The organism is Streptomyces sp. NPDC050147 (assembly GCF_040660195.1).
In the GTDB taxonomy this organism is placed as follows: domain Bacteria; phylum Actinomycetota; class Actinomycetes; order Streptomycetales; family Streptomycetaceae; genus Streptomyces.
This window is the reverse complement of record NZ_JBFALJ010000019.1, coordinates 143141-157207: the sequence shown is the minus strand read 5'-3', so window position 1 is coordinate 157207 and position 14067 is coordinate 143141. Positions and strand designations below refer to the sequence as shown.

Sequence of the window (14067 nt, the reverse complement as noted above, 5' to 3'; positions counted from 1 at the left end):
CCTAGGACGCGCCGACCGCGTCGGCGACGGGGATGCCGAAGTCCGGTGTCCCGTCCGCCTTCCAGCCGAGTCTCTGGATGCGGGTGTGGCGGTTGGGGTCGTGCAGGGGGTCGCCGACGATGTCCTTGTACTGCCGTGCGTGGTAGACGAGGACATCGGTGCGGCCGTCCTCGGCGACGGTGAAGCAGTTGTGGCCAGGGCCGTACTGCTTGGTCGTGTCGTTGCTGGTGAAGACGGGGGTCGGCGACTTGGACCAGGAAGCGGGGTTCATGAGGTCGCTGCGGGTGTCGGCGGTGAGCAGGCCCATGCAGTAGTTGGAGTCGGTCGCGGACGCCGAGTACGAGAGGAAGACGCGGCCGTTGCGCTGGATGACGGAGGGGCCTTCGTTGACCTTGAAGCCGACGCACTCCCAGTCGTACTCCGGTGTGGTCAGGCGTATCTGGGGGCCCGTCAGGGTCCAGGGGTTCGCCATGCGCGAGAGGAAGACCCCGGTGTTGTTGTCCATGCCGGGTTCGTACTGCGCCCAGGCGAGGTAGCGGCTGCTCCGGTGGGTGAAGGTGGTGGCGTCGAGGGAGAAGGTGTCCCAGGCCGTGGTGAGCCGGCCCTTCTCCGTCCAGCTCCCCTTGAACGGGTTGGAGTGGGCGTTCTCCAGGACCCAGATGCGGATCTTCCACACGTCGTCGGCGGGGGCCGCGGCGAAGTAGATGTACCACTTGCCGTTGATGTGGTGGAGTTCCGGCGCCCAGATGTGCGCGGCCATGTCGCCGCTCGTGTGCCGCCTCCAGATGACGGACTCGTCGGCCCGCGTCAGGCCGCGCAGGGTGCGGGAGCGGCGCAGGATGATGCGGTCGTACTCGGGGGAGGACGCCGTGAAGTAGTAGTGACCGTCGTTGTGGCGGTGGATGTGCGGGTCCGCGCGCTGCTCGACGAGCGGGTTGCGGTAGGCGGCGGCGCGGGAGGCCGCGTGGGCGGGTGCCTGGGCGAGCGCGGGCGCGGCGGCGAGGGCGCCGGCGGCCAGCGTTCCTCTCAGCACTGTTCTGCGGCTGGGGACTTCACTGTGGTTCATACGGCTCCCTGGTGGGCGAGGCGGACCTGACCGCACGCCGCGGCAGGGGGACAGCGGGCCGACCGGTCAGCGTCGCCTCCTCGCCACGACGTTCGTAATTTCGAACGCCATCTGATACTCCGAACGCCGAAACGTTAAAGGGGCGTTGGGGCGAGGGTCAACGGTTGTGACGAGATGCGCCCGGGAGCTGCTGCCCGTGCCGCTCCACGAGTCGTCACCCCATCCGTCCGAGCACCTCCGCGCATGCCTTGATGTACGCGCCCACCAGCGGGCGCCGGTCGTCGCCCACGCGCCAGGCCAGCGCGAACCGGCTGGGCGTGATGCCGCGGACCGGGCGGGTGACGACGCCGCCCAGCGTGATCAGGGGTGCGTTGCCCGCGGCGACCAGACAGACCCCACGGCCGTCCACCAGCGCCTCGTACGTCTCGTCGGTACTGGCGATCTCCGCGCCGACGCGCGGCGGGCGGCCCGCGCGGGCGTCCAGCGCGAGCCAGTAGTCCCTCAGCGCCCCCGCGCTCTTGGGCAGGGCGAGGAAGGGCTCATCGACGAGGTCGGCGAAGTCGATCTCGTCCCGTCCCGCGAGACGGTGCCCCGAGGGAAGGGCGACATGGCGCGGCTCCTCGGCGACCACCACCCAGCCGTAGCGCTCCAGGTCCGGAAGCGGCAGCCAGACGAAGGCCACGTCCGCCGTGCCGTCCGCGAGGCCGGCGCTCGCGTCCTCCCAACTCACCTGCCGCAGCCGGATCGTGGCCTCTGGATGGGCGGCGCCGAAGCGGGACCGTACCGCCGGGAGAAGGCCGCCACGGGCCGCCCGCGTACTCATGCCCACGCAGAGCGTGGCCCGCTCCTCCGTCTTCGCGCGCTCCACCGCGTCGAGCGCCGACTGCCAGTGCTCAACGGCCTGTTGGGCGTAGGGCAGGAGCGCCGCACCCACGCGGGTGAGTCGTACCCCGCGGTGCCCGCGCACGAACAGGTCGGCACCCAACTGTCGTTCCAGGGCCCGTATCTGCTTGCTCAGCGCGGGCTGCGAGACGAAGAGCCGCTCGGCGGCCCGCGTGAAGTGCAGCTCCTGCGCCACCGCGACGAAGTAGCGAAGATCCCTGCCGTGCACGTCCCTGCCCTGTAGGTCCATAACCATCAGCTATCACGTCAGGTCTTGGACGGGCCACCCGGTTCTGCCACAGGCTGATCCACAGAGCCGGTCAGCAGCGAACCGGCCCGTCGGCAAAGGGAGTTCGAGATGACGAAGGTATGGCTCGTGACGGGCGCGAACAGCGGCTTCGGCCGGGCGATCACCGAGGCGGCCGTCGCCGCGGGCGGCGTGGTCGTGGCCACCGCCCGTGACGCGTCGTCCCTGGACGACCTGGTCGCCGCCCATCCCGACCAGGTCGAGGCCATCGCCCTGGACGTGACGGACACGGCCGGTATCGAGGCCACCGTGCGTGACGTCACCGACCGGCACGGGCGCATCGACGTCCTGGTGAACAACGCGGGCCGCAGCCATGTCGGCGCCCTGGAGGAGGACTCGGACGCCGAGCTGCGCGCCCTGTTCGACGTGCACGTCTTCGGTCCGGCCGCGCTGACCCGCGCCGTCCTTCCGCACATGCGGGCGCGGCGCTCCGGGGCGATCGTGCAGATGAGCAGCATGGGCGGGCAGATGTCCTTCGCGGGCTTCTCGGCGTACAGCGGCACGAAGTTCGCCCTGGAGGGGATGTCGGAGGCGCTGGCCGCCGAAGTGGCTCCGCTCGGCATCACGGTTCTGGTCGTGGAGCCGGGCGCGTTCCGCACCCGCCTGTTCGGCAACACCAGCGCGAGCCCCGTCGAGATCCCGGACTACGCCGAGACGGCGGGCGCCACCCGCACGATGGTCGCGGGCGGCGACGGCGAGCAGCCCGGCGATCCGGCGAAGGCCGCGGCGGCGATCCTCACCGCGCTCGACGCCGACGAGACTCCGCTGCGCCTGCCACTGGGCGAGGACGCCGTGGACGCGGTCGTCGCTCACCTCGACTCGGTCCGGGCGGAGATCGCCACCTGGGAGAAGGTGACCCGCGCGACCGCCTTCGATGCCTGAGGCGGTCGGCGGGCGCCGGGCCGCGGGCGGCGTCAGCGGTCGCGCTTGACCGCCCGCAGAACCACGAACTTCGGGTCGCTGGCGACGACTTGGGAGTTGCCGAAGAGCTTGCGCAGCTTCACGTGGTACTGGAGGTGGCGGTTGCCGACGACCCACAGTTCGCCGCCGGGGCGCAGCGCCGCCCGCGCTCCGCTGAACATCCGCCAGGCGGTCGCGCCCGAGTTCGCCTGGTGGCTGTGGAAGGGGGGGTTGTTCAGGACGAGGTCCACCGACCCGGGCGGAACAGTCGACAGCGCGTCGCCCACCAGGAACTGGGCCTCGGTGGAGTCGGCGGCGTTCGCGCGGAAGGTGGCCTCGGCCGACGCGACGGCCGGGAACGACTCGTCGATGAAGGTGAGCGTGGCCTCCGGATCGGCGACGGCGGCGGCCGTGCCGAGCACGCCGTTGCCGCAGCCCAGGTCCACGATGTGCGCGGCGCCCTTGCCGGTCGGCAGGTGGCGCAGGAGGAAGCGGGTGCCGATGTCGAGGCGGTCGGCGCAGAACACCCCGGCGTGGTTGACGGCCGTCAGTCCCGATCCCGCCCCGGAGTCGGCGTCGAGGACGTAGCTGCGCGGCCAGGGGCTGGGTCCCGCGTTGCGCTCGGGATCCGGCGTACTGAAGATGAGCCGCGCCTTCTGCCGGGCGAGGGAGGTCCGCGTAGGACCGATGATCCGCTCGAACAGATCGAGCGTCGAGGTGTGGATCTCGGTGACCATGCCGGTGCCGACGACGACCGTGCCCGCGTGCAGCGCGGGCGCGAGCCGGTGCAGCTGGTCCTCGAGGAGCGCGAGGCTCTTCGGTACGCGGACGAGAAGTACGTCGATCCGGCTCGGCGGGGCGTCGACGGTCGTGGTGAGCCGCACCGCGTCCGGCGCGAACCCGGCGCGCGCCACGTTGGCCCGCGTCGCCTCCCGCGCGAGGAACGAGTCGGTGATCAGCGTCGGCCCGTGCTCGGCGAGCGCCGTGGTCAGCGCGCCCCAGCGGTCGCCGACGACGACCACGGTGCCGGAGAGGTCGACGGGCTTGCCCCCCGCGTCGATCCCACCGGGCTCGCTCTTCCCGTCCGTCTCACCCGCGAGGTGCCGCAGCAGGTAGGCGTCGGCGGCGGACCAGGCGCGCAGCGGGTCGCGGGGGTCCTCGGGGAATCGTGTGAGGTCGTACGCGCCCCATGACGTGCTCAGCTGGTTCATTGCCCTCAGGCTAACCGAGCGCCGGGGGTGCTCGGTGCGGCTGATCCGAACAGCGGCTCCTGTGGTGCGGGCGCGGCGCTTTCTCCCTAGCGTTCCTTGATGGAGCACCCGCGCATCCCATCCCCGAGGAGCCGTCATGCCGGAGCTGTTCATCGGCGGAACATGGACCACTGCCCAGGACGGGCAGACACGGGAGATCCGCTGCCCCGCGGACAACACCCTGGTCGCGACCGTCGACGAAGCCGGGCCGAAAGACGCCGCGGCGGCGATCGCCGCCGCGCGTGAGGCCTTCGACAGCGGGCCGTGGCCCGGCACCTCGGCGGCCGAACGCGGCCGCCTGCTGTTGCGCGTGGCCGATCTCCTCGAACGCGACAAGGACGCGCTCGCCCGCGCCGAATCCCTGGACACCGGGAAGCGGCTCGTGGAGAGCGAGTACGACATGGACGACATCGCGAACTGCTTCCGCTACTTCGGCAACCTGACGGCGGCGGGCGGCACCGACCGGGTCGTCGACGCCGGCAGTGCGGAGGTGGACAGCCGGGTGGTGCACGAGCCGGTCGGGGTGTGCGCGCTGATCACGCCGTGGAACTATCCGCTGCTGCAGACCGCCTGGAAGGTCGCCCCCGCGCTGGGCGCGGGCAACACCTTCGTCCTCAAGCCCAGCGAGCTGACCCCGCACACCGCCATCATCCTGATGCGCCTGCTCACCGAGGCCGGGCTGCCGGGCGGGGCCGCCAACCTGATCCTCGGCGCGGGCCCCACCGCGGGCGCCCCGCTCACCGAGGACCCGCGGGTCGACATGGTGTCGTTCACCGGCGGGCTCGCCACCGGGCGCCGCATCATGGCCGCCGCGGCCCCCACGGTGAAGAAGGTGGCCCTGGAACTGGGCGGCAAGAACCCCAACATCGTCTTCGCCGACGCCGACTTCGAGACGGCGGTCGACCACGCCCTGATGGCGATCTTCCTCCACTCCGGCCAGGTCTGTTCGGCCGGGGCGCGGCTTCTCGTCGAGGACGGGCTGCACGACAGGTTCGTCGACGAAGTGGTCGAGCGCGCCGGGCGGATCCGGCTCGGCGGCCCCTTCGACGACGACGCCCGTACGGGACCACTGATCTCCGCGGCGCACCGCGACAAGGTCGAGGCGTATGTGGCGGCGGGCATCGAGGAGGGCGCGGTGTTGCGCTGTGGCGGCGCGCGCCCCGACGACCCGGCGCTGAGTGACGGCTATTACTACCCGCCGACCGTGCTCGACGAGTGCACCCCCGGTATGTCCGTGATCACCGACGAGTCGTTCGGACCGGTGCTCACCGTCGAGCGGTTCCGGGACGAGGAGGAGGCCGTCGCGCTCGCCAACGACACCGTCTACGGGCTCGCGGGCGCCGTCTGGTCGCAGGACGGCGACAAGGCGCACCGGGTGGCGTCCCGGATGCGTGCGGGAACGGTGTGGATCAACGACTTCCATCCCTACGTGCCGCAGGCGGAGTGGGGCGGCATGAAGCAGTCCGGTTTCGGACGCGAGCTGGGTCCGGCCGGTCTCGCCGAGTACCAAGAGGCCAAGCACGTCTGGCGCAACCTCGCGCCGGCACCGCAGAGGTGGTTCGAATGAGTACGGATTCCGGCCCGGACCCGACCGTCCCGGCGAACTCGCAGAGCCAGGACGACGACGACGCCCTGGGCGAGCTCGGCTATCGTCCCGAACTCAAGCGCACCCTGGGCAACTTCCACACCTTCGCCGCCGGGATCAGCTACATCTCGATCCTGACCGGCACCTTCCAGCTCTTCTACTTCGGTGTGAGCTTCGGCGGCCCCGCCTACTGGTGGTCCTGGCCGATGGTCTTCGTCGGCCAGCTCATGGTGGCCCTCTGCTTCTGCGAGCTCGCTGCCCGCTATCCGGTCGCCGGCTCCATCTACAACTGGGCCAAGCACATGGGCGGCCCGCACATCGGCTGGCTCGGCGGCTGGATGATGATGACGGCCACCATGGTCACGCTCTCCGCCGTGGCCCTGGCCTACCAGATCACGCTGCCGCAGATCTCCGACTGGTTCCAGTTCGTGGGTGACGGCAGCGGCAAGAACGACGCGGCGGCCAACGCCGTACTCCTCGGCACGGTCCTCATCCTGTTCTCCACCGCGGTGAACGCCTTCGGGGTCAAGCTCATGGCCCGGATCAACTCGGCCGGTGTGTTCATCGAGCTGATCGCCGCGGTCGCACTGATCATCTTCCTGGCGGCGCACATCACCCGCGGCCCCAGCAGCGCCCTCACCGAGACCAACGGCCTCGGCAGCGGCCAGACGCTCGGGTACTTCGGCGCCTTCCTGACCGCGTCGCTCGCCTCCGCCTACGTGATGTACGGCTTCGACACGGCCTCGTCGCTGGGCGAGGAGTCACACAATCCGGGCCGCAACGCCCCCCGCGCCATTCTCCGCGCCCTCATCGCCTCCTTCACCATCGGCGCGTTCATCCTGCTGTTCGCCCTGTTGGCGGTGCCGGATCTGCACGCCGAGGAACTGTCCACCGGCGGACTGCAGTACGTAGTCCTCGAAACGCTGGGTTCGAGCATCGGTGAGATCTTCCTCTGGGCGGTGGTCGTCGCCATCACCGTCTGCGTGCTGGCCGTGCAGGCCGCCGGCATCCGGCTGATGTTCGCCATGGCACGCGACAACAACCTGCCCGCGGGGACGCATCTCGCCAAGGTCAGCCCCCGTTTCCAGACCCCCGTGGTGCCCGCGGTGCTGATCGGTGTCGTGGGTGTCGTCATCCTGGTGATCAACATCAACCAGCCGCAGATCTTCTCGGTGATCACGAGCATCGCGATCATCATGATCTACGTGGCCTACCTGCTCGTCACCGTGCCCATGCTGCTCAAGCGGCTGCGCGGCGAGTGGCAGCCCGCCGAAGGGAAGTTCTCGCTCGGCCGGTTCGGCCTGCCCATCAACATCGTCGCGGTCCTCTGGGGCGCTGCCATGTCCCTGAACCTGGCCTGGCCCCGCGCGGAGGTCTACAACGCCACCGGCCCCCAGCACTGGTATCTGCGCTGGGGCGCGTTCCTCTTCATCGGCATCGTGGCCCTCGGCGGCTTCGCCTACTACTGGTTCGTGCAGCGGCACAAGACCGGCGTACTCGCCGAGCACCGCTTCGAAGAGGCCGTCGACCCGACCACTCCGCCATCGCCCCCGGCCGCCCCCTGAACCCCGCTGATCTGGAGTAACCATGCCCGCTCAGAGCGCTCAGCCCGAGTACGACTACGTGGTGGTCGGCGGCGGTACGGCAGGCGCGGTCGTCGCCGCGCGGCTGACCGAGGACCCGAGCGTCAGCGTCTGCGTCCTGGAGGCCGGGCCCTCGGACGTCGGCGACGAGAACATCCTGCGCCTGGAGAGCTGGATGGCCCTGCTGGAGTCCGGGTACGACTGGGACTACCCGGTGGAGCCGCAGGAGAACGGCAACAGCTTCATGCGGCACGCCCGCGCCAAGGTCCTCGGCGGCTGCTCCTCGCACAACTCCTGCATCGCCTTCTGGGCCCCCGCCGAGGATCTCGACGAATGGGGCTCGCTGGGCTGCACGGGCTGGAGCGCGGCGGACTGCTTCCCCCTCTATCAGCGCCTGGAGACCAACGACGCGCCCGGCGACCACCACGGCCGCTCGGGCCCGGTGAACATCATGGGCGTCCCGCCGAACGACCCCTGCGGATCGGCCCTGCTTGAGGCGTGCGCGGCGGCGGGCATTCCCACCACGCCGTTCAACACCGGCAGGACGGTGGTGCGCGGCGCCCACTGGTTCCAGATCAACTCCCGCCCGGACGGCACCCGTTCGTCCGCGTCGGTGTCGTATCTGCACCCGATCCTCGGCAAACGGCCGAACCTCGAGGTGCGCACCGGCCTGCAGGCAAGACGGCTGCTGTTCGGTGAGAACCGGCGCTGCACGGGCGTCGAGTACCTGCATCCCGACACCATTCACAGCGGCACCGTCAGGGCACGCCGCGAGGTGATCGTGTCCTGCGGGGCCATCGACTCGCCGAAGCTCCTGATGCTGTCGGGGATCGGTCCCGCCGGGCACCTGCGGGAGGTCGGTGTGGACGTGCGGGTGGACTCTCCCGGAGTCGGCGCCCATCTCCAGGACCACCCCGAGGGCGTCATCATGTGGGAGGCGAAGCAGCCGATGGTCACCTCCTCCACCCAGTGGTGGGAGATCGGCATCTTCGCGAACACCGAACCGGGCCTTGACCGCCCGGACCTCATGTTCCACTACGGCTCGGTGCCCTTCGACATGAACACCTACCGGCGCGGTTATCCGACCACCGACAACGCCTTCTGCCTCACCCCGAACGTCACCCGGGCGCGCTCCATGGGAACCGTCCGGCTGCGCAGCCGCGACTTCCGGGACAAGCCGAAGGTCGACCCGCGCTACTTCACGCACGAACACGACATCCGCGTGATGACGTACGGGCTCCGGCTCGCCCGGGAGATCGCGGCGCAGGCGCCGATGGCGCACTGGGCGGGCGCGGAACTCGCTCCAGGACCGGACACCACGACCGACGACGAGCTCTTCGCCTACATCCGCCAGACGCACAACACCGTCTACCACCCGGCGGGCACCGTGCGGATGGGCGCGACAGGCGACGCGGACTCGCCGCTCGACCCGGAACTGCGGGTCAAGGGCGTCACCGGGCTCCGTGTCGCCGACGCGTCGGTGATGCCGTTCCTGCCCGCGGTCAACCCGTGCATCACCACGATGATGATCGGCGAGAAGTGCGCCGACATGATCAAGGCGAGCTGAGACCCTACGGCGGTCAGGTCACCGCCGGTCGAACCACGTCGGCTGTTCCTCCGCCATGGCCTGCTTGATCCGGAAGACGCCGAACTCGTGCAGGTCGGGCAGTTGGTCCACCGCGAACCAACCCACTTCGAGCGACTCGTCGTCGTTGACGCGGGCCTCTCCGCCGACGGCCCGGCAGCGCAGGGTGATGTCCATGAACTGGCAGGTGTCGCCGTTCGGGTACGTCACCGGCTCCAGGGCCTCGACGAGCACGACCCGCTCGGCCACACAGTGCACCGCGGTCTCCTCGAAGACCTCGCGCACGGCGCACGCGGCGGGCTGCTCCCCCGGATCCGGGATGCCGCCGATGACCGACCACTTGCCGTTGTCGGAGCGCCGCCCGAGGAGCACTCTGCCGTCGTCGTCGAAGACGATGGCGGTGACCCCGGGGAGCCACAACAGCTGGTGGCCCGCGTCGGCCCGGATCGTGCGGATGAAGTCAGGAGTTGCCATGCCGTCGACCCTAGCGGGCGCGCCGGGCCCGTACGGCACCCGTGACAGCCCACCCCAGACCGCCCGCGGCGATCAGCACGAGGACGCCCTCGGGCAGCACACCGAGCCGGGTGGCCGGGGTCCGCGACGAACGCAGCGGCACCTCCTCGACGAGCGAGTCGGCGGTGAACCACGTCGTCTTCTGCGAGACATGGCCGTCCGGCTGGATGATCGCGCTGACGCCGCTGGTCACCGGGACGGTGACGGTGCGGCTGTGCTCGACGGCACGGACACGGGACATGGCCAGCTGCTGGTACGTCATCTCGCTGCGGTCGAACGTCGCGTTGTTGCTGGGTACCGAGATCAGCTGCGCGCCGTGGGTGACGGTGTCGCGCACGGCCCAGTCGAAGGCGGCTTCGTAGCAGGTGGCGATCCCCACCTTGGTGCCCGCCATGGTGAAGACGCCGGGCTTTGCACCGCGGCTGAAGTCCTGGCGCACCATGCCGACGTCGCTGCTGAAGAAGCCGACGATGTCGCGCAGCGGGATGTACTCGCCGAAGGGCTGGATCTGCCGCTTGTCGTAGGTGTCGCTGGGGCCCTTCTTCGGATCCCACAGGATCTGCTCGTTGAAGAGCTTGCCGTCCTTGGACTGGACGACCCCGCCCACCGAGATGGGGGCGCCGATCGCCTTGACCGCGCGCTCGATCGCCTCGCGCGCGTCGGGGTTGGTGAACGGGTCGATGTCGGAGGAGTTCTCCGGCCACAGAACGAAGTCCGGCTGCTTCGCCTTGCCCGCCTTCACCCGGTCCGCGAGCCGCTGGGTCTCGCGCACGTGGTGGTCGAGCACCGCGCGGCGCTGGGCGTTGAACTCCAGGCCCGCCTGCGGGACGTTTCCCTGGATGGCCGCGACGGTCGCGGTGCCGTCCTCGGCGTCGTCGCTGACGAGCGGGCGCGCGGCGAAGGCACCCGCGATCGGGACGAGCACGGCGAGCAGGGCCACCGCCGCCGCGCCGCGGCGTACGCCGCGGGTGCCGTGCGGGTCGCGGGCCTCGCGCACCTGCCGGACGATCTCGTACAGACCGAAGCCGCACAGGACCACCGCGAACCCGAGTACCGGGGTGCCGCCGAGGGCGGCCAGCGGCAGGAAGACGCCGTCCGCCTGCCCGAAGGCGATCTTCCCCCAGGGGAATCCGCTGAACGGCACGCGCGCGCGTGCCGCCTCGCCGGCGATCCACAGAGCGGCCGCCCAGAGCGGGTATCCGGGCAGTCGGGAGACGGCGGCGATGCCCGCGCCGACGAGGGCGACGAACATGGCCTCGATGGCGGCGAGTGCCAGCCAGGGCCCCGGCCCGACCTCCACCCCGGTCCACACCAGGAGCGGCAGCAGGAAGCCGAGGCCGAAGAGGTAGCCGAGCCCGAGGCCCGCCTTCCAGCCGCGGCCGTGCAGACACCAGGCCAGTACCGCGAAGGCCGGCAGGGCCAGCCACCACAGGGTGCGTGGCGGAAAGCTGACGTAGAGCAGCACTCCGGAGAGTGCCGCCGCGGTGGCCGGGACGAGCGCTCGCAGGAGGCGGGCCTTGCGCGATGCGGGCGCGGGCCGCGGTCCGAGCTGCTCCGACTCGTCTACGGGGGTGGTGGTGGCGGTCACCCGGGGAGTGTACGGCGCGTCACGTGGACGGAGACAGGACGGTCGTGCCTGGCCGCCGCGGCTTCACCGGCCCGCGGGCGCCGGTGGCCGGAGGTGTCGTCCCACGATCGCCGGATCGTTCCTGCGCAAGACGTCCACATCTCCCGGTTCCAGCGACTACGGTGTGCCCGAGTCCCTGACCTGCGGCCGGATCGAGCCACAGCGTTCGGGGCCCGTCATACGGCGGGGGGCGACGGGGTGGGGACAACGGGGATGGCCGCGACGGCCGGGCCACCAGGGGCGTACGAACGGCGCAGCGCGTCCGACGCGACGGGCTGCGCGCTGCTCGGTGTGTGCGCCGCCTGGACCTTGATCACGGCCGGGGTGCACGGAGGTCAGCCCGAGGGTGTGCTCCTCGCGGTGCTCGCCGTGGCCGCGGGGTACGCGGGCGGGCGGATCTGCGGTGCGCTCCTTCCGGTGGCCGCGCCCTGTGCCGGTGCGCTGGCCGGGGTGGGCCTCGCGGCCGCGGCCCCGCAGCTCTCGCCGGGTCCCGTCAGCGCGGCGCCGCTCGGCCACACCGGCGCCACGGCCGCGCTCCTGATCCTGGCCTCGGGAGCGGCCTGCTGCGCGGCGTGGGCGGCCCGGAGCGCCTCCGCACGGCTCGCGATGCGGCTGCTCGCCGTGGGGGTCGGGGTCGCCGCGGCGGCGCTCGGCTCTGTGGCGGGCCTCGTCGCCTGCGTCGGGATTCTGCTGTGCTCGCTGGCGACCGCGCTGATGCGGCGCAGGGTGCTCGGTCTGGCAGGCCTCGCCCTGGCGACGGCAGTGGTGACCGGTCTGACCTGGGCGATCGCCGATGACGTACTGCCGGAGGGACTGAGCGCGTCACTGGAGGGTCAGCTCGACGGGCACCGGGTCCAGCTGTGGCGGGACGCGCTGGTGCTCGCGGGCCAGGAGCCCGCGCTCGGGGTGGGCCCCGGCCGGTTCGCCGACTCCAGCTCGACGGTGGCCGAGCATCTCCTGACCGACGGCAAGCCCCATTCGGCGCCGTTGCAGCAGGTGGCCGAGCAGGGTTTGGTGGGTGTGGTCCTTCTGGCGGCGGTCTTCTGCTGGCTTCTGTACGCGCTGTACCGCTCGCCGCGCTCCACCCAGGTCGTCCTCTCGGCGGGCGCGGCGCTGACGGCGCTGGCCGCCGTGGCCTCGGTCGGTAACGCGCTGAGCCTCACGGCGGTGACGACGGGCGCGGGCTATCTCGCGGGCATCGCCACGGCGCGACCGCTGGGCGATGAACCGGCGCAGATCAAGCCGCCCGGCGCCCCGTCAAGGACAGCCGGTGGCGGATGATCCGTACGGCCGCTTCGGCGTCGTCGACGGTGACCGTGAACTTACGGCCGTCGCCCAGCCTGAGGACCAGGCCCTCACCACGCCTGACCACGACGGCGGTGCCGAGGTCGGGCCGCGAGCGGTAGCCCCAGCCGCCCCACTGCCTGGGGCAGATGACCTGCGCGAACTCGGCTGCCACCACGTGGGAGAGGAGGATGCGCCGCCGCGGCAGACCCATGTGCCCGCAGCGCACTTCCAGGCAGTCCTTGTCGACCGTCACGGCGACGTGGACGAAGGCGAGGGTGCCGAACAGGATCAGCAGTCCGGCGGCGATGCACCCGACGACGGACATGGCGAGGGCCGCGATCCCGGACGTCCACATGTTGTCGACGGCCAGCTCGATCCCCAGCGCGAGACAGAGGGCCCCGGCCAGCGCCAGCAGCCACTGCACGCGGTTGGTCGCGCTTCCGGTCCAGACTTCCGGCGGGGCGTCGGCTGTGCTGCCCCGCTCGCCGTGGGTGTGGTCCCTCATGCGACCGAGAGTACCGACGTTCCGGTGGGAAGGCACGGCATCGCGGAGCGTTACCGCTCCGTTTGTACGGGCGGTACGGCTCTGTACGCGAGCGGGGCGGGAGCCTGCGCCGGCGGGCCCGTCATGCGTCCGTACGGGACTCAGCGTGCGGGAGTGGCCGCCGCGAGCAGCCTGCCTTCGGCGTACGTGTGGGCGGCGAGGGGCAGCTCGGCGGCGCGGCCACTGAGGATGACCGTCAGGCCGCCTTCCGTGCCGGTGCCGGGGCCGGGGAGCTCTCCGGTCCTGCGCAGTGCCTGTGCGGCGACCGCTCCGGCGGAGCCGTGCAGGACGAGGGGCGGCAGCTCGGGCTGCTGAAGGGCCGCGCGAATGCGCTCCCCGACCAGCTCGTAATGGGTGCACCCCAGGACGACGGCCGTTACATCACGCGGAGTGAGGGCCGCCGCCGCGGCGACCGCCCTGTCGATGGCCGCCTCGTCGGCGGATTGCACGGCGTCCGCGAGCCCGGGGCAGGGCACCTCGGTGACGGCGACGCCGCCGGCGAACTCCTCGATGAGGCCGCGCTGGTAGGGGCTTCCGGTGGTGGCGGGGGTGGCCCAGATGGCGATGGGTCCGCCGCCCGCCGCGGCCGGTTTGATCGCCGGTACGGTCCCGATGACGGGCAGGTCGGGCTCGAACCGGGCGCGCAGGGCGGGCAGGGCGGACACGGAGGAGGTGTTGCAGGCCACGATCAGCGCTTCGGGACGGTGCGCTGCGGCTGCTTCCGCGATGGCGAGCGAGCGCTGGGTGACGTCCTCGGCGGTGCGTGGTCCCCAGGGCAGACCGTCGGGGTCCGAGGAGAGGATGAGATCGGCGTCCGGCCGCAGACGGCGTACCGCCGCCGCGGCGGGGAGCAGGCCGATACCGGAGTCAATGAGCGCGATCTTCACCCGGTCACCATAGTCGATCGCCCGCCGCCGCCCGGCGGCGTGGGGCAGACT

At 71.3% G+C, this 14067-nt stretch carries 12 protein-coding genes; 5 read left to right on the top strand and 7 right to left on the bottom strand.

The annotated features are described in order from the left end of the window. Position 1 precedes the first annotated feature (1 nt). Both AB0I94_RS27135 and AB0I94_RS27130 read right to left on the bottom strand, forming a co-directional pair. The gene (locus AB0I94_RS27135) at positions 2 to 1066 is read right to left on the bottom strand and encodes a glycoside hydrolase family 43 protein (protein WP_363312285.1); all 1065 of its coding nucleotides are present in this window, start codon (positions 1064 to 1066) and stop codon (positions 2 to 4) included. A gap of 214 nt (positions 1067 to 1280) precedes the next feature. Next, entirely contained in the window at positions 1281 to 2204 is a 924-nt protein-coding gene (locus AB0I94_RS27130; protein ID WP_363312284.1) for a LysR family transcriptional regulator, read from the bottom strand. A gap of 102 nt (positions 2205 to 2306) precedes the next feature. Here AB0I94_RS27130 and AB0I94_RS27125 point away from each other — a divergent pair, with 102 nt between their 5' ends. Next, positions 2307 to 3137, top strand: a complete 831-nt coding sequence (locus AB0I94_RS27125) for an oxidoreductase (RefSeq protein ID WP_363312283.1) — start codon at positions 2307 to 2309, stop codon at positions 3135 to 3137. A gap of 32 nt (positions 3138 to 3169) precedes the next feature. Here AB0I94_RS27125 and AB0I94_RS27120 read toward each other — a convergent pair whose 3' ends face one another. Next, positions 3170 to 4366: a methyltransferase gene (locus AB0I94_RS27120; RefSeq protein WP_363312282.1), complete on the bottom strand. Its 1197-nt coding sequence runs from the start codon at positions 4364 to 4366 to the stop codon at positions 3170 to 3172. 136 nt (positions 4367 to 4502) lie between these two features. Here AB0I94_RS27120 and AB0I94_RS27115 point away from each other — a divergent pair, with 136 nt between their 5' ends. From AB0I94_RS27115 to AB0I94_RS27105, 3 genes are read left to right on the top strand one after another with little or no spacing between them, the layout of a single operon-like run. Further along, positions 4503 to 5972 carry an aldehyde dehydrogenase family protein gene (locus AB0I94_RS27115; RefSeq protein WP_363312281.1) on the top strand — a complete coding sequence of 490 codons (1470 nt, stop codon included), beginning with the start codon at positions 4503 to 4505 and terminating at the stop codon, positions 5970 to 5972. After that, positions 5969 to 7555 (top strand): APC family permease, encoded by a 1587-nt coding sequence (locus AB0I94_RS27110; RefSeq protein WP_363312280.1) that lies wholly within the window; start codon positions 5969 to 5971, stop codon positions 7553 to 7555. The genes AB0I94_RS27115 and AB0I94_RS27110 overlap by 4 nt, the downstream gene beginning before the upstream one ends. 22 nt (positions 7556 to 7577) lie before the next feature. Then, positions 7578 to 9140 (top strand): GMC oxidoreductase, encoded by a 1563-nt coding sequence (locus AB0I94_RS27105; protein ID WP_363312279.1) that lies wholly within the window; start codon positions 7578 to 7580, stop codon positions 9138 to 9140. A gap of 18 nt (positions 9141 to 9158) precedes the next feature. Here the strand turns inward: AB0I94_RS27105 and AB0I94_RS27100 are convergent, their stop codons facing one another. Both AB0I94_RS27100 and lnt read right to left on the bottom strand, forming a co-directional pair. Continuing rightward, positions 9159 to 9632: an NUDIX domain-containing protein gene (locus AB0I94_RS27100; RefSeq protein WP_363312278.1), complete on the bottom strand. Its 474-nt coding sequence runs from the start codon at positions 9630 to 9632 to the stop codon at positions 9159 to 9161. Between the two features lie 10 nt (positions 9633 to 9642). Next, positions 9643 to 11259: an apolipoprotein N-acyltransferase gene (gene lnt / locus AB0I94_RS27095; RefSeq protein WP_363312277.1), complete on the bottom strand. Its 1617-nt coding sequence runs from the start codon at positions 11257 to 11259 to the stop codon at positions 9643 to 9645. 252 nt (positions 11260 to 11511) lie between these two features. On the opposite strand from lnt, the gene AB0I94_RS27090 reads away from it, so the two are divergent. Beyond that, positions 11512 to 12579: an O-antigen ligase family protein gene (locus AB0I94_RS27090; RefSeq protein ID WP_363312276.1), complete on the top strand. Its 1068-nt coding sequence runs from the start codon at positions 11512 to 11514 to the stop codon at positions 12577 to 12579. Here AB0I94_RS27090 and AB0I94_RS27085 read toward each other — a convergent pair. Continuing rightward, entirely contained in the window at positions 12536 to 13090 is a 555-nt protein-coding gene (locus AB0I94_RS27085; RefSeq protein ID WP_363312275.1) for a hypothetical protein, read from the bottom strand. The genes AB0I94_RS27090 and AB0I94_RS27085 overlap by 44 nt on opposite strands. A gap of 140 nt (positions 13091 to 13230) precedes the next feature. Then, the gene (locus AB0I94_RS27080; RefSeq protein ID WP_363312274.1) at positions 13231 to 14016 is read right to left on the bottom strand and encodes an aspartate/glutamate racemase family protein; all 786 of its coding nucleotides are present in this window, start codon (positions 14014 to 14016) and stop codon (positions 13231 to 13233) included. Between the last annotated feature and the right edge of the window lie 51 nt (positions 14017 to 14067).